Consider the following 17,733-nt stretch of genomic DNA (forward strand, 5'->3'; position numbering starts at 1 on the left):
GGTGTAGTGCGACGGCATCTCTCAGCGCGCCCGGCATCCTTGCTCGTTCCAGTGTCGACATGACTTTGGTCAAAGAGTGCACGATCACCCTGATGTTACGTGTTGTCGCTCAAGACCTCGGCAGGCGCGGCGCTACACTCCAAGGCTGTGTTGAAAGTGGTTTTGTGAAGATTCTCTCGATTGCACGCGCCTGCGTTATCGCCCTCGGTGGGTTGTGGTACTCCGTTGCCAGTGTCGCATCGGGCGCGCCGCCTCTTTTTGTGCTCAATTCGCTGGAGGCCAACGTCAGCGTCATCGACCCGGTGACCTGGGCCGAGACAGCCCGAATTCCCACGGGCAAAGAGCCGCACCATCTGTATCTGACGCCCGATGAAAAATCGATCATCGTGGCCAACGCGCTCGGCGATACCCTGACTTTTGTAGACCCCCGTACCGCCGAGGTGCAGCGTACGGTGCGCGGCATTGTGGACCCCTACCACCTGCGCTTCAGCCCGGACATGAAATGGTTCATCACGGCCGCCAACCGCCTGAACCATGTGGATTTTTACCGCTGGGACGGCAAGGACTTGACGCTGGTGCAGCGTGTGGCCACCTCCCGCACGCCAAGCCATCTGTGGATCGATAGCCGCAGCACCACCGTCTACTCGACCATGCAGGACAGTGACGAGCTGGTGGCGATTGATATTGCCACCCAGACCATCAAATGGCGCGTCAAAACAGGACCCATGCCTGCGGATGTGTATGGCAGCCCCGATGGCAAGCACCTGTTTGTGGGCCTCACGGGCGGTGACAGCGTGGAGGTGTTCGATATCTCCGGGCGTGAAGCGGTCAGCGTCAAGCGGATCAAGACAGGCAACGGTGCACACGCTTTTCGTGCCGCTGGCGACGGGCGCCACCTGTATGTGAGCAATCGCGTGGCCAACTCGATCAGCAAGATCGACATGAACACCCAGCAGGTCGTCGAGTCGTACCCTGTGCCAGGCGGACCTGATTGCATGGATGTTTCGGCGGACGGACGCTACATCTACGTCAGTTCGCGTTGGGCACGGAAACTGTCCGTGGTGGACACCCAGGCCAAGAAGGTGGTGCGCCAGGTCAACGTGGGCAAATCCCCCCACGGCGTGTGGACCTTGCAGCACGCGCCGCGTTGAGCGCTGCATAGCCGGTCAGAGGTATGTTTCTCAGCGCTCTTCGTGCACCACACGGCAGGCGTCGCAATGCTATTGTATTGATAGCTGCTTGGGCATGTTTCACTAGCGCTACTGCGCAAAGTGATTGCAAAAAGCCCCTCTACCTGACTTTTGACACCGGTCACATGGAGGTGGCGCCTCTGGTGGCGGAGGTCCTCAAACGCCAGCAGGTGCACGTGACCTTCTTTGCCGCGAATGAGCGCACGAAGGAGGGCGATGGAAGTCTGGGAGACCATTGGGCTCCGTGGTGGCGTGCGCGCGCTGCGGAGGGACATGAGTTTGCCTCCCATACCTGGAACCACACCTACTGGCGCGCCGATGCTGGCAACGCGCAACACCCGGCGTTTCGTGTTCGCCCCTCGGCGGGACTGCGTGAGGGGCAGAGCTTTGTGATGTCGGCGGCTGAATACTGCGAAGAAATCACCCACGCAGCGGATCGCCTGAAGGCCATAACTGGGAAGACGCCTTTGCCCCTGTTCCGCGCGCCGGGCGGCAAGACCTCTGCGCAATTGATTGCCAGCGCAAAGGCCTGTGGCTACGCGCATGTGGGTTGGTCGCCCGCTGGCTTTTTGGGCGATGAGCTGCCCAGCGAGACGGCCAGCAATGCTGTGCTGCTGAACAAGGCGCTGCGCGATGTGCGCAGCGGCGACATCCTGCTGGCCCACCTGGGTATCTGGTCGCGCAAGGACGCCTGGGCGCCCGCCGTGCTGGAGCCTTTGATTGAAGGGCTCAAGCAGCGAGGGTTTTGCTTTCGCACCCTGCGGGACCATCCGGACTATGCAGCCGCAATGGCTCAGGTTCGCTAGAGGGCTGTGGGGGCCGGTGCGACCATGGATGCAGTGGCGCAGGGCGCAGGTGCCGGATAGGTGCATGAATAAACGAGTGCCAGGGAGCGCAACACGATGGGATGGCTAGGCGGCGTATTTGACAGCGTGCAGCAATGGCTTTTTGAGAGCGTGCTGCAGCCGCTGATGTTCACCACAGGGTTGGCCAGCCTGCTGGAGAACGGCTATGAGGCTTCTGGATGGCTGCTGGTGGGCTTGCTGCAACTGGTGGTCATCGTGGCCGTGATTGGTCCGATGCAGCGCTGGTGGCCGGTGGAACCGATCAATGACCGCGCCACCATCCGCACCGACATCCTCTACACCCTGATCCACCGGCTGGGGCTGTTTCGTCTGGCGCTGTTCTTCACAGTAGACCCGCTCGCGGATTCGTTGTTTGGTGCGCTGCGTGTGGCAGGTGTCAGCACCTTCCAGCTCGACGGCATCTGGCCGGGTGTGACGGACATCTCCTGGGTCAGTTTGCTGCTGTACCTGGTGGTGTTCGATTTTGTGGACTACTGGATCCATCGGGGGCAGCATCACTTCGAGTGGTGGTGGCGACTGCATTCGCTGCACCATGCGCAGCAGCAGATGACGATGTGGAGCGACAACCGCAACCACCTGCTCGACGACCTGCTGCGCGACGTGATTCTGGTGACGGTGGCGCAGCTGATTGGTGTCGCGCCGGGGCAGTTCATTGCCATCGTGGCCATCACCCAGCTCAGCGAGAGCTTTCAGCACGCCAATGTGCGGCTGTGGTTCGGTCAGGTGGGAGAGCGGCTCTGGATCAGCCCCCGGTTTCACCGCCGGCACCACAGCATTGGCATTGGCCACGAGACGGTCAAACCCTCGACCGAGGCGACATCGGGCCAACCCGCAACCCCACCGCGCGTGGTACTCGGCGGGCACAACTTCGGGGTTCTGCTGCCCTGGTGGGACATGCTGATGGGCACGGCCAATTTCGAAAAGCGGTTTGACCCGACTGGCGTGCGCGACCAGGTGGAGCCGGGCCTCGATGGCCGCGTGCGCGACTACGGCAGGGGATTCTGGTCCCAGCAATGGCGGGGCGTACTGAGGTTGCTGGGCAAGGCCTGAGCGGCCCGGCGGGCGCTGCCTGTATGCTTGCCGCCATGGGATTACTGCTTGATTCTTTCTGGCGCGCCGCCGCCTACTGCCTGCGTCCGCGTGTGATCGCGTTGTCGCTCCTGCCCCTGGTCTTGATGGCCTTGTTGGCGATGGGCCTGGGCTACTTTTACTGGGACGGGGCAGTGCAGGCAATGCGCACCTTGCTCGACGCCTCCTCGTTGCTGGCCAGCGTCTGGGGCTGGCTCCAGGGCTGGGGTCTGGGGGATGTGACGGCCGTCATGGCGCCGCTGATGGTGGTGCTGGCTGTGGCCCCTGTGCTGGTGGTGGTGTCGCTGCTGGCCGTGGCGGTGCTGATGACGCCTGCCCTGGTGGCCTTGGTGGCAGCCCGGCGTTTTCCGGACCTGGAGCGCAAAAAAGGCGGGTCTTTCATCGCGAGTGTGGCTTGGTCCTTGGGCTCCACGGTGCTGGCGCTTGTGGCGCTGGTGGTGTCGGTTCCGCTGTGGCTGGTTCCGCCGCTGGTCCTCGTTCTGCCACCCTTGATCTGGGGGTGGCTGACCTACCGGGTGATGGTGTTTGACGCGCTGGCGGACCACGCCAGCAAGGAGGAGCGCCAGGAGATCTTCCGGCGCCATCGCAGCAGCCTGCTGGGTATTGGCATCGTCACGGGTTACCTGGGGGCGGCGCCCAGCATCGTATGGGCATCGGGTGTGGTGTTTGCCGCCGCGTTTTTTGTGCTGGTGCCACTGGCGATCTGGATCTACACCCTGGTGTTCGCATTTTCCTCGCTGTGGTTCACGCACTATGGCCTGGCCGCCTTGCAACGCTTGCGGGCCGAACGGGGGACGAATATGCCCATGGCCGAGCCCGCCCCTTCGTCGGCCTCGTCTGCATTGACCCCACGCCCTGCGGATACGCCGGCGCTGGGAACTGCGGCCCCTCCTGCGGCCGCGCTACCACCCCCTGCCATTTCGCCCTCTGGAGACAACGCACCATGACACCTACCTTCGGCCTCATCATCGTGGGCGACGAGATCCTGTCAGGCAAACGTGCCGACAAGCACATGCCCAAGGTGATCGAACTGTTGTCGGCACGCGGCCTGTCTCTGGCCTATGCCGACTATGTGGGCGACAACCCGGACCGGATCACGGCCACCTTGCAGCGGGCGTTCGCGTCGGCTGATGTGGTGTTCTCGTGTGGCGGCATTGGTGCAACCCCTGACGACCACACGCGGCAGTGCGCCGGACGAGCCCTGGGCCAGGATCTGGCCCTGCACCCGGAGGCCGAGGCGCTGATCCGCGAACGCATGCAGGATGTGGCGCGCGAGCAGGGCGTGCCCTACGAGCCTGACCGGTCCGACAACGTGCACCGCCTCAACATGGGCATGTTCCCGGTGGGCGCGCGCATCATTCCCAATCCCTACAACAAGATCCCCGGCTTCAGCTGCGACGGGCCTGGCGGTGGATCCGTGCACTTCGTTCCAGGGTTTCCTGTAATGGCCTGGCCCATGATCGAGTGGGTGCTGGAGCACCATTACGCAGCCCATTTCAACCGCGCGCCGCAGACCGAGCAGTCGGTGGTGGTCTTTGGCGCGATGGAGGCCTCGTTGACGCCCCTCATGGAGCAGATTGAAAAATCGCACCCTGACGTGCGGGTGTTCAGTTTGCCCAGCGTAGATCATCCACAATACGGGCGGCATATCGAACTGGGTGTCAAAGGGCCAGCGTCTTCCGTGCCCGCAGCATGGCAGGCACTAAAAACAGGGTTGCACGAATTTGGTGCGAATTGTGGCCCTGAATTGGTGCGCAACCTCTGAGGTCCAGATTGGATAGATGAATTGCACCGTATTGGTGCTTTTGGGCGTGTGCCACGCCGACCTGCCGCTAGTAGCGCTCCTTCATAGTGCGGTGCTGCACTCGGCTGGCACGCAAACTGCTTTTGTTTCAGCAAACTCTTTTTTCAACAAGCGCTTTATCCAGGAGAACCTGATGGCCAAGACCGTTGCAGACGTGATGAAGATGGTGAAGGAGAACGAAGTCAAGTTCGTTGACTTCCGTTTTACCGATACCCGTGGCAAACAACAGCACACCACGGTGCCCGTCTCTCACTTCGACGAAGACAAGTTCACTTCGGGCCACGCCTTTGACGGCTCGTCGATTGCCGGTTGGAAGGGCATCGAAGCCTCCGACATGCAGCTGATCCCCGACCCGAGCACGGCCAACATCGATCCTTTCTTCGAAGAAACGACGCTGATCCTGACCTGCGACGTGATCGAGCCCGCCGACGGCAAGGCCTATGACCGTGACCCACGCTCCATCGCCAAGCGCGCTGAAGCCTACCTGAAGGCCTCCGGCCTGGGCGACACCGCCTATTTCGGTCCCGAGCCAGAGTTCTTCATCTTCGACGGCGTGCGCTGGAGCACTGAGCCCAACAACACCTTCTACGAAATCGAAGAGTACGAAGCTCCTTGGAACACCGGCGCCAAGCTAGAAGGCGGCAACCGTGGCCACCGTCCCACCGTCAAGGGCGGCTACTTCCCAGTGCCTCCCGTTGACAGCACGCAAGACATGCGCGCCGAGATGTCCCTGATCCTCGAATCCCTGGGCATCCCGGTCGAAGTGTTCCACCACGAAGTGGCGGGCGCTGGCCAGAACGAAATCGGCACCAAGTTCAGCACGCTGGTCGAGCGCGCCGACTGGACCATCCTGCAAAAGTACGTGATCCACAACGTGGCCAACGCCTACGGCAAGACCGCCACGTTCATGCCCAAGCCTTACCACGGCGACAATGGCTCCGGCATGCACGTGCACCAGTCCGTGTGGAAGGACGGCAAGAACCTGTTCGCTGGCGACGGCTATGCCGGTCTGTCGGACTTTGCGCTGTACTACATCGGCGGCATCATCAAGCACGCCCGTGCCCTGAACGCCATCACCAACCCCGGCACCAACAGCTACAAGCGCCTGGTGCCTCACTTCGAAGCCCCGGTGAAGCTGGCCTACTCGGCCAAGAACCGTTCTGCCTCGATCCGCATTCCTTATGTGGCCAACCCCAAGGGCCGTCGCGTGGAAGCCCGCTTCCCCGATCCACTGATGAACCCCTACCTGGGCTTCGCTGCACTGCTGATGGCCGGTCTGGACGGCGTGGAAAACAAGATCCATCCGGGCGAAGCCGCCACGAAGGACCTGTACCACCTGCCTCCAGAAGAAGACAAGCTGGTGCCCACCGTGTGCCACAGCCTGGACCAAGCCCTGGAGCACCTGGACAAGGACCGCGCGTTCCTGACCAAGGGTGGCGTGTTCACCGACAGCATGATCGACGCCTACATCGATCTGAAGATGAACGAAGTGACCCGCTTCCGCATGGCCGTGCACCCTGTCGAGTACGACATGTACTACTCGCTGTAATCGTCTGCTTGCAGACCATGGCTCAAAAAGGCGGCGCAAGCCGCCTTTTTTCATGGGCGGGCGAAGCGGGCGGACGCGCTGAGTACACGCGGTGGAACCAAGGCGTCAGGTGTTGCATCCGTATACACAGCCCTGCAAGGGTCTGTCTTTGTTGGATTGGAGATGTGGGGTGATTGGGGGATACTCCCCCGACCCCTGCATGTCCGTGCGAGGAAACCGAATGAAAAAAACGCTCATCACCCTGCTTCTCATCGCCGCCGCCGTTCCCGCAGTCCAGGCGCAAGACCGCATCTACCGTTGCGGCAACGAATACACCAACAACGCGCAGCAGGCCAAGGAGCGTGGCTGCAAGCTGGTCGAAGGGGGCAATGTCACCGTGGTTCAAGGCACCCGCCCGGCGTCTGCCGCAGCCCCAGCCGCCGGCGGTGGTGGCGCGGCAGCCCCATCGTCCGCGACCTCGCCCGCCAACGCTCCGCGCGTCAGCAACAACGAGCAAAAGTCCCGCGACTCGGATGCCCGCGCCATTCTGGAGTCCGAGCTGCGCAAGGCGGAAACGCGCCATGCCGAGCTGCTCAAGGAATACAACAACGGCGCGCCCGAGCGCAATGCGCTGGATCTGCGCAACCCCCAGCGCTACACCGAGCGCACGGCCGAACTCAAGGCGAGCCTCGCCCGCAGCGAGAGCGACATTGCAGGGATCAAGCGCGAGATTGCCCGCCTGCCCGCGCCCGCAGCGCCCACTAACTGACAACGGCGACAGCGCGTGAGTGCCCCTTCTTTTCCCGACCTGCCCGGCACTGACACCGGGCGTTTTCATTCCCTGGACCTGATGTCCACCCTGGTGGCCGTGCTGCGTGCGGATGATGGTGCCGTGCAGTTTGCCAACGCCGCCCTGGAAAACACACTGGGCCTCTCGCGCCGCACCCTGGAAGGGGCGGACTTTTCCACCTTCTTCACCGACCCCGCCTTGCTGCAGACTGCCCTGGCGGGCGCCCGGGGCAAAGACTTTGCCGCGCTGCGCTACGAGGCCAGCCTGAAACGCCTGCACCAGGACCCGGTACCTGTGCATGTCAATGTGGCCGATGCCGAGCAGGTGGGCGAAATCCTGGTAGAGCTGTGGCCGCTGGAGCAGCAGGCCCGCCAAGACCGCGAAGAGCGCCTGCGCGATCAGGCCCAGGCCAACAAGGAGCTGATCCGCAACTTGGCCCATGAGATCAAGAACCCGCTGGGCGGCATTCGGGGCGCGGCGCAACTGCTGGAGATGGAGCTCGACAACCGCGAACTCACCGAATACACCCAGGTCATCATCCACGAGGCCGACCGCCTGCAAAGCCTGGTGGACCGGTTGCTAGCCCCCCACCGCCACCCGCATCTGGTGGGCGACGTGAACATCCACGAGGTGTGCGAGCGGGTGCGCTCGCTCGTGCTGGTCGAATACCCGCAGGGCCTCAAGGTACAGCGCGACTACGACACCTCCATTCCTGAGTTTCGCGGGGACCGTGCGCAGCTCATTCAGGCGGTGCTGAACATCGTGCAAAACGCGGCCCAGGCGTTGTCAGAGCGTATCGCCAAGGGCGATGCCGTGATCACGCTGCGCACACGTGTGGCCCGCCAGGTCACGTTCGGTCGGCAACGCTATCGGCTGGCACTGGAATTGCATGTCATCGACAACGGACCGGGCGTACCCGATGCCATCAAGGAGCGGATTTTTTACCCCTTGGTGTCGGGTCGGGACGGCGGATCAGGGCTGGGGCTGACGTTGGCGCAAACCTTCGTGCAGCGACACCACGGGTTGATCGAATGCGACAGCGTACCGGGTCGCACCGACTTCCGAATCCTGATCCCCTTGCCTTGACAGCGCACGACGGTCCCTGACACGCAACCACAGGGAAGGTAAGAAAAACATATGAAGCCGATCTGGATAGTAGATGACGACCCCTCGATCCGCTTCGTCCTGGAAAAGGCGCTGGCCCGTGAGAACCTGCCCACGCGCAGCTTCACGCATCCGCGCGAAGTGCTGGACGCACTGGCCGATGTCACTGCGGGCGACCCCGCCCGCCAGGGCCCCCAGGTTCTGGTGAGCGACATCCGCATGCCCGGAGGCTCGGGCCTGCAACTGCTGGAGAAGGTGCGCGAGCTGCAGCCCGGCCTGCCCGTCATCATCATGACGGCGTACTCTGACCTCGACAGCGCGGTGTCGGCCTTTCAGCGCGGCGCGTTCGAATACCTGCCCAAGCCCTTTGACCTGCCCAAGGCGGTGGAGCTGATCCGTCGCGCGGTCGAAGAAAGCCAGCGCGAAGAAGTCACCGAAGAGCGCCAGACTGCAACCCCCGAAATGCTGGGCCAGGCGCCCGCCATGCAGGACGTGTTCCGCGCCATCGGGCGGCTGTCGCAAAGCCAGGTCACGGTGCTCATCACCGGCGAATCCGGCTCGGGCAAGGAGCTCGTGGCGCGCGCGCTGCACAAGCATTCGCCCGTAGCCGATGGCCCCTTTGTGGCCATTAACACCGCCGCCATTCCCAAGGACCTGCTGGAGAGCGAACTCTTCGGCCACGAGCGCGGCGCCTTCACCGGTGCGCAGACGCAGCGGCGCGGCCGCTTCGAGCAGGCCGAGGGCGGCACGCTGTTCCTCGATGAAATCGGCGACATGCCGTTTGATTTGCAGACGCGTCTTCTGCGCGTGCTGTCTGACGGCCAGTTCTACCGGGTGGGCGGCCACGCGGCCGTCAAGGCCCATGTGCGCGTGATTGCCGCCACGCACCAGAACCTGGAGCAGCGCGTCAAGGAAGGTGGCTTCCGCGAAGACTTGTTCCACCGCCTCAACGTGATCCGTCTGCGCCTGCCGGCCCTGCGCGAGCGGCACGAGGACGTGCCCATGCTCACGCGCCACTTCCTGCAGCAAAGCGCGCGGCAGCTGGGCGTGGAGCCCAAGCGCATTGCCGACTCGGCGCTGGCGCGGCTGGAGCAGTTTGCCTTCCCGGGTAACGTGCGCCAGCTGGAGAACATCTGCCACTGGCTGACCGTGATGGCACCCGCTCAGGTGATCTCGCTGCAAGACCTGCCGCCCGAGGTGCTGGAGGCCCCGGTGTATCAGCCGCCTGTGCGCGCTACGGCGGGTGCCGAGCCTGTGGCAGCGACGGTGACATCCATGCCGGTGGCCCCGCTGGCGCCTGTTGCCCCGGTGGCGCAGCCGGCGCCCGAGCTGGTGGGGGGGCTGCACCCCGCAGCGCCCGTGTCGACTCCCGTGCCCGCGTCTGCACCTGTAGCCGCTGCGTCCTGGTCGGCCGACGCTGTGGCAGCCCCTGTGGCTGCCGCCCACAGTTGGGAGCAGGCACTCGAAACAGAAGCGCAAAAACTGCTCGCAGGCGGCCAGCCCGAGGTGTGGGACGCGCTCACGCGGCGCTTTGAGTCGCGCCTGATCCGCACGGCCCTGGTGGCCACCCACGGCCGTCGCATGGAGGCCGCGCAGCGCCTGGGCATTGGGCGCAACACCATCACCCGCAAGATCCAGGAGTTGGGGCTGGACGCACCGGATGAAGTATGAAAATGGCCGCAGGTGCTTGTTTATCATGCCTCTGCAGCTATTGAAATCATAGCAATTCAAGGTGCTACTACCTCGCCGGTGGCATCGCTGTAACACGGCCCTGATGCGCGTTGCCCATCGCACCGCATGGCGGGCCACGTCCTACATGTAGGCCCTCCCTGGGCCGACCTGGCACTTCGGAGGTGGCTTCAACAATGAAGTCACTGTCAACCAACCGGAGATGTTCCTATGTCGGATTTCAACGATGCCAACCGTGACCCTTTGACCAATGAGCCGGGCGCTCACCCTGTCGGAACGGGCGTGGGTGCAGCCCTGGGTGGCGCTGCTGCCGGCGCTGCTGCTGGTGCTTTCGGCGGCCCGGTCGGCGCTGCCATTGGTGGCGTAGCTGGGGCTGTGGCCGGCGGCCTGGCTGGCAAGGCGGCTGCCGAGGCCGTCAACCCCACCGAAGAAGACGCTTACTGGCGCGAAACCTACCACCGCGAGCCCTACTACGTGGGCGGCCGCACGTACGACCAATACCGTCCCGCCTATGAGCTGGGCTGGTCGTCTGTGGGCCGCTACGAGGGCGACTTTGACGCCATCGAGCCGCGCCTGGCGGACGACTGGCGCGCACGCCATGGCAGCGACGGCCTGGCCTGGACCGATGTGCGCCCCGCCACCCGTGCGGCGTGGGAGCGCGCCGCCAACCGCACTGCGCTCGCCACCGACCGCCCAATGGACGTGATCGACGCCGAGGATGTGGTCGATGTACTCAATGACCTGCTGGAGTCTGCACGCGATGGCGAGTACGGCTTCCATGCCTGCGCGGAGCATGCCGAGTCGGGCCAGCTCAAGGGCATCTTCCAGCGCCACTCGCGTGAATGCGCCGCTGCCGCTGTCGAGCTGGAGCATGAGATTCGCCGCCTGAATGGCGACCCTGCACAGGGCGGCACGGTGGCAGGTGCGCTGCACCGGGGCTGGGTGTCGGTGAAGACTGCACTCTCCACCCGCGACGACAAGGCCGTGCTGGAAGAATGCGAGCGTGGCGAGCACGCTGCGGTAGCCCGCTACCGCAAGGCGTTGAAGGCGACGCTGCCTGCCGATGTGCGCGCGCTGGTGGAGCGCCAGGCACAAGGCGCCCAGCGCAACCACGACGAGGTGCGTGCGCTGCGCGACGGGTTCTCGCCACGGCCCTGATCTCAGGGGCCAAGGGCGTCCCTGGGGGAAGCCACGCCTGAGATGGCGCCTGTGCTGCACCTGAGGGTTGCCCCCAGAAAAAAGGCTGCCAGAGGAATACTCTGACAGCCTTTTTGCGTTGCTTGCGGGCAGCCTGAGGACTGCAGCCGAGCGGTCGTATTACGTATCAGGCGCTCATCGTGACCACCACCGGCGCGTGGTCGCTGGGCTGCGGGTTCTTGCGCGGGGCGCGGTCCACCACGCAGGCCGTTACTGTGGGCTTGAGCGCTTCGCTCACCAGGATGTGATCGATGCGCAGGCCCCGGTTTTTCTGGAAGCCCAGCATGCGGTAGTCCCACCACGAATAGCTTTTTTCGGGCTGCTCGAACATGCGGAAGGCATCGGTCAGTCCCAACGCCAGTAGCGCCTGGAAGTGGTTGCGCTCTTCGGTCGTGTGGTGGATGGTCTCGCGCAGGCCTTCGGGGTCGTACGAGTCGCGGTCTTCAGGCGCCACATTGAAGTCGCCCACCAGCACCAGGCGGGGGTGGGCCGCCATCTCGGCGCGCACCATGTCCTGCAGGGCCTGCAGCCAGCGCATCTTGTAGGCAAACTTTTCCGAGCCCGGCTCCTGGCCGTTGACGAAGTAGCCGTTGAGCAGGCGCAGCGGGCCTGTGGGCGTGTCCAGCGTGGCCGCGATGACGCGGGCCTGCTCGTCTCCAAAGTCAGGGATGTTGCGCACCACGTCGCGCAACGGGTGGCGGCTCAGGATGGCCACGCCGTTGTAGGTCTTCTGGCCGAAGGCGACGGCTTCGTAGCCCGCCTCTTTCAGCGCGTCGTGCGGAAACTTGTCGTCGGTGAGCTTGAGCTCCTGCAGGCACAGGGCATCGACCGGGTTGGCGGCCAGCCAGGCCAGCACCTGGGGCAGGCGCACCGACAGGGAGTTCACGTTCCAGGTGGCAATTTGCATTGGTTGAAAAATCTCTTTTAGATCAATGGGTTGTCGGCTTGATGGTGCTGATTTTTTGGCTGGCTACCCACCTAGCTACCCGAATTTTGTGCCCTTGGGTAGCCGTGTTGGAAGGGCCTAGCCGGCATTGTCGCCGCACCGAGACTCCAAGTAGTCGTGGATGCTTTTCGCGGTGATCCGGCTGGCACGCTTGCCGACTTTCACCAGCTTCAAATGCTTGTCCTTGACCAGCCGGTAGATGGTTGCGCGTGAGACATCGAGCTTTGCAGCGGCGTGGTTGATTTGATAGGCGAGGGGGTGTTGTGCGGTGTTCATGTTGTTCTGGCTCCTGGCAATTCGCCGGTAGCGGGTAAGGCGAAGTACGCGGCGCCCGCATCGGTGGGGCGGTGGTCGATCCCTTGGAGCAGGCCCTTGCGGTGCAGGGCTTGCAGGGTGCGGGGGTCTTTGGAGGGCGTCTGCCCCACCGTTGCGCGCCACAGCGCGTTGCGCTGGGCGGGCGAGAGGGAGGGGCGTTTGGTCATGGCGACAGACCCATTTCCCGCAGGTGGCGGTCGGCGGATGCATTGATGGCCGTGGCCACCGCCGCGCGTGCCTCGCGCTCCAGCTGGGGCAGGAAGTCGGCACGCTTGGCTGCCAGAAGGCGCAGGCCGGCGAGGATGTCCGGGTGCAGCTCAAGGTGGTCAAGCGCCGGGTCGAGAATCTGATTCTTGTCCCAGCAGATGACGTAGCACATGCCACCGAGCACGCGGCCATGAAAGTTCGGCGCCGTGCGCAGCAGCTTCGCCAGATGGTTGTAGAGCACCTGCAGATGCTTCGGGTTGTCGCTGTCGAAACTCTCATCTTTGTCGTTGAGGAACTTGCCCAAATCCTGCGGCGCGCCGTGGATCGGCCAGGGCCCTCCCCAGCGTTCGTCAATGGTGTCCAGCAGGCACAGCAATTCGCCGCCTGCGTCGATGTCACGGGTTGAAGGTTTTGCCATCTTCATGGTTTCTTTCCTCCCTGCCGCTTCCGCAGCCAGGTGAAGTGCGGCGGATCTCCCGCCTGTTGATACTGGGTCCACAGAGCTGCGCCATCTGGGCACCGCTCCCTTGAACCAGGGGCAGTGCCGGCGGCGCGGCAGGTGGGGCAGTTGGAGTGGTGTGCCTGGTAGGCCGCATCGGCGGCGTGCCAGTCTGGGGCGGTGCTCATGCCGTGCAGCGCGGCGCGTGCACGATGGGGATGCTTCGGCCAATGCTGGGCCGTGCCAATTCGGGGTTGTTGCGCATCCACTCCTGAACGAACCACAGTTGCCCGCAGCCGCCGCCAATGTCGTCCTGCCCCGCAGGGTCAAAACAGCGTGTGGGGTAGCCGTATGCGTTCAGCTTCTCCATGAAGTCCGTAGCCAACTGGCGTTGCCGGATGTTCGCGGCCGCCACTGACTCGTCGCGCTCACACACCACGCTGATGGTGGCCTGCCAGAACATCGGATTGAAAATCTGATAGATGCGCTCGGCATCTTCATGGGATGTATTGCGGTCGTGAGCGCAGTAGTTGAAAAATGGCTCTCTTCCTGTGGCTCGAAACCAGAGTTCGCCCTCTTTCGCAATTTGCGCGAGAGTCAACTTTGCCTTGAACGGGATCAGTGCATTGCGTGCCTCGTCAGTGCTCTCATGCACACTGAACTGCAGGCCCACCGTTGGCACTTCGACAGACAGGTCGCGCACCCGCTCGTAGTCCACATCTGGCGCAGAGGTGCTAATGAGCAACGCGAAGCGCGGGTAGAGCGCATGCAGCTTACGGATTGCGTCCGACAGGCCGCCGAAGTTCAGCAGCGGTTCCCCCATGCTCATGAACATGATCTGGCAGCGCTGCACAGCCTCGGGGTCAATGCCGCGATCTGCAAACAGGTGCTGGACCTGAGCCACGATTTCATCGCCGGTCAAGCTGCGCACAAACGCATCCCCGGCGCCGCAGAAGCGACAGCCCACAGGGCACCCGCTTTGAGTGCTGCAGCAGATCACCGTGCGATCCTCATAGGTTGGGTATTTGTAAAGGACGGCTTCTGCCACGGCGTTGCCGAAGTCGAACACGTACTTGCTCACGTTTTCATCGCTGGAATCAATTCGTTTGACTTGCATGTCGGTTCTCCAAATAAGAAACCCCGCATGAGCGGGGCTGTTGATGGGGTGGGGTGCCTGTCAGGCGGTGGGTGGCGGTGATTCCTTGAGGGCGCGGATGGCGTCTAGCCGTTCGTCACTCAGCGCCATGCTGGCCTCCGGTGATGCCGCCTTCCCGCAGCGCCTGCGCATCCACCCCGGCCCATGCCTCGGCGCCGCGCTCTGTGAGCTGGGTGAGGTCTGGCATGGGTTGCGGATCCCGTACTGGCGCAGGCTGTGGGGCGGTGTCACCAAACACAAGCGGGCGGACCAGCTTCAGACGTGGATTGTTCACTTGCCATCCGTTCTCCACCTGCCAGCAGTCCACAAATCCAGTGCGCCCGGTTTCGTCGTGCTGCCACATCCACGCCACCGGCTCTCCCGCAGGCTGCGCGCCACGCTCCAGCGCTTCAATTGCGGGGGCCAGCAGCCCTTCGGCAATCCGCTTTGAACTGGCTGTGTCACGCACGCCTCCGTTGACCATGTTCTGGTACAAGTGGCGCAGGCTTGCAAGCACGCTCGGGCTCGGTGTTTTGGTGTCGGTCATTGGGTAGCCCTCTGCAAAATTTCGCGCTCCAGTATTTCGACATGCCGCGTCACGTCGTCCCAAAGGTGATCTGGCAATGACTTGCCCACGGTGAGCATTGCGCTTTCCATAGCGGACAGCAGGCGCATCATTGAGAGCAGTTCTTTTGTGGTCATTTGGTGTCTCCTTGGTGGGTGGCGCGATCCTTGGGCTGCGCGTGCTTCTGGTGCCATTCCAAGGCGCCGTCTTCGGTGCCGAAGTAGACGTGGTACGCCACGCCTGGGATCACGGCGCCAGCGAACACGGCACAAAGGAAGGTGGCTCCGATGATTGCGAGCGCGCTCATGGCTTGACCTCCCGCTGGGCGGCCAAGTAGTCAAACTTGAACTCCAGCAAAGATTTCAGGTGTGGCGCTGGCCGCGCATCGGAGGAAAGTTCAATGGTCATCACGTCATCGCCGCCGTGTATTTCCTCGACCATGGATGCAAGCTCGCGCCACCGCTCCGCATCCACCGCATCTGCTGTTGCTGGCTGTGGTGCGGCACGGGCTGCGCGGTCTGCGTCCACAGCCTGCTGCATTAGCTCCATGGCATGCCCTCGGCTGGTCTGCAGCGCGCCTGCAATGATGTCTGCAGGTTCTGGCGCTGGCTGGCTGTCTGCCTGGGGCGTGGCGGCTGGTGCTGCCCGGCCCTCAGCAAGCCCGGCTTCATACTGGCGCTGCGCGTAGGTGCGGATGTGCCCCATGATCTTCACGCCATCCTCGCCCAGCGGGCCAGTCAGGTCACGCAGTGCGTTCCAGGCGAGCGACGCGGCGGTGGGCGTGGCGGCTGGTGCTGGCTGTGCCGTGGGGGACTCTGCACCATCTGCCAGCAGCACCTGCAGGCCAAGCACGCTAGCGATGTGCACCTCCAGCGTTGCGCCCTTGGACTTCGACCATCCGGGCAGCAGATAGATCGCACCGCAGGTGGCAATGCGGCTGATGTCCCAACGCAGATAGTCGGCCCATCCTGCGCCTTCGACGTGCCCGTGCTCTGCGGGGTTCTCGACATGCCAGCCCTCGGAGCGCAGGCGCGCAGCGGTGGCGTTGAACAGCGGGAAGTTGTATTCGGGCAGGCCAGTCATCGGCCCCGCCACGTAGACGCGGCGCTCACGGTCGGTGCGCAGGTGCACGATGCGCTGCACGGCTTCGGCTGGGGCGCTGTCTGCCTGGGGCGTGGGGGAGGGCTGGGGTGCTGCAGCTTGCGCTAAGGCCCAATCGCGCAGCGTGCGCAGATCGTCGGTCACCTCACCTTCTTCGTCGCTGAAATGGGCTGTGTCGCGCAGGCTTGAGATAACGCACATCAATGCATGAATGCCCGGCGGCTCCTGGCCCGCGCCTGCCGCAGCCGATGGGGCGGGCTGCTTGCAAAGTGCGCGTTGGTCGGAACTACCGCAAGTGCCAGTGAATGGGTCATCTGAACCGCAGATCACGCATGGCCCCGCAGCCGATGGGGCGGGCTGCTGTGCCTCTACCAGGGCGGCAAGGCGATTCCAGCCGTTGGTGAATGCCGCTTCATAGATGCGCGATTCAGTCTGCGTCAGGTACACGACGCGGCTGTAGGCATCCAGGCTGGCATTGCGCTCGCCTACCATGATCGCGCGCTGATGCTCGTAGCTAGGCGCTTCTGGCGCTTGTTGGTTTGTCATGATGGGTCTTTCAAAACGGGATTTCATCGATTTCACCGCTTGCAACCTGCTTGCGGTATCGGTAGTCGCTGAGGCGATAGCGCAGCGGTCGCAGTAGTGGGTCGTCGCGGTATCCGGCCAGCGAATCCATTTGCGCTTTGGCCTGCCAGTACGCCAGCAGCAAAGGCGTCTCGCGCCGGTCGTAGTAGCCCTGCCATGCGTCCTGCCCGCGAGCCATCTTCCAAAGGCGCTTTGTCCATCGGATTGGCTTGCCCATATCACTCCCCCTTTCTGCTATCCGCAGATGAGGTGGGCGGGGCGGCGGCGAGCGCTACGTCAATCGCCCTACCAACTTTGTAGAGGCAGGAATCGCACAGGTCGAGTTTGCGAGTGGCGTCGGCGCAGGCATGGCCGTGCATGTCCAGCGCGTGGGCGTTCAGCGTCAGCTTGCCCTCTTGGCGAGAGTTCTGCGCATCAATCGTGACGCCGCAGCCATCGCAGGTTTTGATGATCTGCGCGGGAATGGTCTTGGTGCTCATGGTTTCTCCAGCGGGCCAAGAGGCCACGGGTCAACGATTTCTGTGATTTCGGTCATGGCGTCGTGGGCAGTGGGCCCATCTGGGGGCAGGTATCGCTGCACCACTGACAGCACCTTGCGCAGTGCTTGCTCGGCCACCATTCCCTCTGGGGGAGAGGGGTGGAGGTACAGCGGACCGACTAGAAGCCATGTGGCACACGCATCTACCACCATGTCAGGCATCACAACCCGCGTGCGGCCTGTTTCGCTGTGCTGCCAAAGATGCGCCACTGGCTCACTCCCCGCACTTGCCACGCCATCCCGCAGCCCCTGCGCATCAACACCAGCCCATGCCTTCGCCCCGCGCTCTGTCAGTGCTGACAGGTCGGGCATTTCTTGCGGCTTGCCCATCAGCGGCCCACTCACTCCACCTGCGCCGATGGATTCGGCCCAGCACTCCAGCGCAGCAGCTGCGCCCATGTGTTCGTCGTAGGCGGCCTTGGCTTCGGGCTCTCCGGTCCAGTCGTTGGGCGTTGTGCGCAATGTGTGGCCCTGCTGCAGCTCTTGCGCTGCTTCGCGCAACAGGCGTGCAGCGTGCGCGATAGGGTCTGTTTTATCGGTCATGGTTTTCCAATCAAATCAGGTCGCGGCGCTTTATAAATAAGCGCGAGTAGCTATCAATGCGATAGCGCTGCGGGTAAAAAAGAGCCCGCGTGGTGCGGGCTC

22 protein-coding genes are annotated in these 17,733 nt (G+C 63.5%); 10 read left to right on the plus strand and 12 right to left on the minus strand.

Going from position 1 to position 17,733, the window contains the following annotated elements; translation table 11 throughout:
• Positions 1–164 precede the first annotated feature (164 nt).
• From C380_RS08410 to C380_RS08455, 10 genes are all read left to right on the plus strand, one after another.
• The gene (locus C380_RS08410) at positions 165–1,151 is read left to right on the plus strand and encodes a YncE family protein (protein ID WP_015013427.1); all 987 of its coding nucleotides are present in this window, start codon (positions 165–167) and stop codon (positions 1,149–1,151) included.
• 23 nt (positions 1,152–1,174) lie between these two features.
• Positions 1,175–1,996: a polysaccharide deacetylase family protein gene (locus tag C380_RS08415; protein WP_083871596.1), complete on the plus strand. Its 822-nt coding sequence runs from the start codon at positions 1,175–1,177 to the stop codon at positions 1,994–1,996.
• A gap of 96 nt (positions 1,997–2,092) precedes the next feature.
• Complete coding sequence (locus C380_RS08420) at positions 2,093–3,106, plus strand: sterol desaturase family protein (RefSeq protein WP_015013429.1); 1,014 nt, start codon at positions 2,093–2,095, stop codon at positions 3,104–3,106.
• 35 nt (positions 3,107–3,141) lie between these two features.
• Positions 3,142–4,092 (plus strand): EI24 domain-containing protein, encoded by a 951-nt coding sequence (locus tag C380_RS08425; protein WP_083871650.1) that lies wholly within the window; start codon positions 3,142–3,144, stop codon positions 4,090–4,092.
• Positions 4,089–4,910, plus strand: coding sequence for a molybdopterin-binding protein (locus tag C380_RS08430; RefSeq protein WP_015013431.1), 822 nt, complete (start codon positions 4,089–4,091; stop codon positions 4,908–4,910). Before C380_RS08425 ends, C380_RS08430 begins: the two co-directional genes overlap by 4 nt.
• A gap of 172 nt (positions 4,911–5,082) precedes the next feature.
• Positions 5,083–6,498, plus strand: a complete 1,416-nt coding sequence (gene glnA, locus C380_RS08435; RefSeq protein WP_015013432.1) for a type I glutamate--ammonia ligase — start codon at positions 5,083–5,085, stop codon at positions 6,496–6,498.
• A 220-nt stretch (positions 6,499–6,718) separates the two neighbouring features.
• Complete coding sequence (locus tag C380_RS08440; RefSeq protein WP_015013433.1) at positions 6,719–7,246, plus strand: hypothetical protein; 528 nt, start codon at positions 6,719–6,721, stop codon at positions 7,244–7,246.
• A gap of 81 nt (positions 7,247–7,327) precedes the next feature.
• Positions 7,328–8,353: a nitrogen regulation protein NR(II) gene (gene glnL, locus C380_RS08445; RefSeq protein WP_043566259.1), complete on the plus strand. Its 1,026-nt coding sequence runs from the start codon at positions 7,328–7,330 to the stop codon at positions 8,351–8,353.
• A gap of 51 nt (positions 8,354–8,404) precedes the next feature.
• Positions 8,405–10,042: a nitrogen regulation protein NR(I) gene (gene ntrC, locus C380_RS08450; protein WP_015013435.1), complete on the plus strand. Its 1,638-nt coding sequence runs from the start codon at positions 8,405–8,407 to the stop codon at positions 10,040–10,042.
• A gap of 228 nt (positions 10,043–10,270) precedes the next feature.
• Complete coding sequence (locus C380_RS08455; RefSeq protein ID WP_015013436.1) at positions 10,271–11,218, plus strand: PA2169 family four-helix-bundle protein; 948 nt, start codon at positions 10,271–10,273, stop codon at positions 11,216–11,218.
• Between the two features lie 166 nt (positions 11,219–11,384).
• Here the strand turns inward: C380_RS08455 and xth are convergent, their stop codons facing one another.
• The 12 genes from xth to C380_RS08510 all read right to left on the minus strand — a co-directional run bounded on the left by xth (position 11,385) and on the right by C380_RS08510 (position 17,631).
• A complete protein-coding gene (gene xth / locus C380_RS08460; RefSeq protein WP_015013437.1) occupies positions 11,385–12,164 on the minus strand; it encodes an exodeoxyribonuclease III in 780 nt (259 codons plus the stop codon).
• A 117-nt stretch (positions 12,165–12,281) separates the two neighbouring features.
• Positions 12,282–12,479 carry an AlpA family transcriptional regulator gene (locus C380_RS08465; protein ID WP_015013438.1) on the minus strand — a complete coding sequence of 66 codons (198 nt, stop codon included), beginning with the start codon at positions 12,477–12,479 and terminating at the stop codon, positions 12,282–12,284.
• Positions 12,476–12,685 (minus strand): hypothetical protein, encoded by a 210-nt coding sequence (locus tag C380_RS08470; protein ID WP_015013439.1) that lies wholly within the window; start codon positions 12,683–12,685, stop codon positions 12,476–12,478. The genes C380_RS08465 and C380_RS08470 overlap by 4 nt, the downstream gene beginning before the upstream one ends.
• Positions 12,682–13,149: a hypothetical protein gene (locus tag C380_RS08475; RefSeq protein ID WP_015013440.1), complete on the minus strand. Its 468-nt coding sequence runs from the start codon at positions 13,147–13,149 to the stop codon at positions 12,682–12,684. Before C380_RS08475 ends, C380_RS08470 begins: the two co-directional genes overlap by 4 nt.
• Before the next feature lie 199 nt (positions 13,150–13,348).
• The gene (locus C380_RS08485) at positions 13,349–14,281 is read right to left on the minus strand and encodes a radical SAM protein (RefSeq protein WP_015013441.1); all 933 of its coding nucleotides are present in this window, start codon (positions 14,279–14,281) and stop codon (positions 13,349–13,351) included.
• 115 nt (positions 14,282–14,396) lie between these two features.
• Entirely contained in the window at positions 14,397–14,846 is a 450-nt protein-coding gene (locus tag C380_RS08490; RefSeq protein ID WP_015013442.1) for a hypothetical protein, read from the minus strand.
• Entirely contained in the window at positions 14,843–15,001 is a 159-nt protein-coding gene (locus tag C380_RS25265; protein ID WP_168162352.1) for a hypothetical protein, read from the minus strand. The genes C380_RS08490 and C380_RS25265 overlap by 4 nt, the downstream gene beginning before the upstream one ends.
• The gene (locus tag C380_RS25270) at positions 14,998–15,171 is read right to left on the minus strand and encodes a hypothetical protein (RefSeq protein ID WP_168162353.1); all 174 of its coding nucleotides are present in this window, start codon (positions 15,169–15,171) and stop codon (positions 14,998–15,000) included. Before C380_RS25270 ends, C380_RS25265 begins: the two co-directional genes overlap by 4 nt.
• Positions 15,168–16,511 carry a DUF4406 domain-containing protein gene (locus C380_RS24395; RefSeq protein WP_015013443.1) on the minus strand — a complete coding sequence of 448 codons (1,344 nt, stop codon included), beginning with the start codon at positions 16,509–16,511 and terminating at the stop codon, positions 15,168–15,170. The genes C380_RS25270 and C380_RS24395 overlap by 4 nt, the downstream gene beginning before the upstream one ends.
• 10 nt (positions 16,512–16,521) lie before the next feature.
• Positions 16,522–16,767 carry a hypothetical protein gene (locus C380_RS08500; protein ID WP_015013444.1) on the minus strand — a complete coding sequence of 82 codons (246 nt, stop codon included), beginning with the start codon at positions 16,765–16,767 and terminating at the stop codon, positions 16,522–16,524.
• Between the two features lies 1 nt (position 16,768).
• The gene (locus C380_RS08505; RefSeq protein ID WP_015013445.1) at positions 16,769–17,029 is read right to left on the minus strand and encodes a hypothetical protein; all 261 of its coding nucleotides are present in this window, start codon (positions 17,027–17,029) and stop codon (positions 16,769–16,771) included.
• Entirely contained in the window at positions 17,026–17,631 is a 606-nt protein-coding gene (locus C380_RS08510) for a hypothetical protein (protein ID WP_015013446.1), read from the minus strand. The genes C380_RS08505 and C380_RS08510 overlap by 4 nt, the downstream gene beginning before the upstream one ends.
• Positions 17,632–17,733 lie beyond the last annotated feature (102 nt).

The sequence above is a fragment of the Acidovorax sp. KKS102 genome (genome assembly GCF_000302535.1).
In the GTDB taxonomy this organism is placed as follows: Bacteria; Pseudomonadota; Gammaproteobacteria; order Burkholderiales; family Burkholderiaceae_C; genus Acidovorax.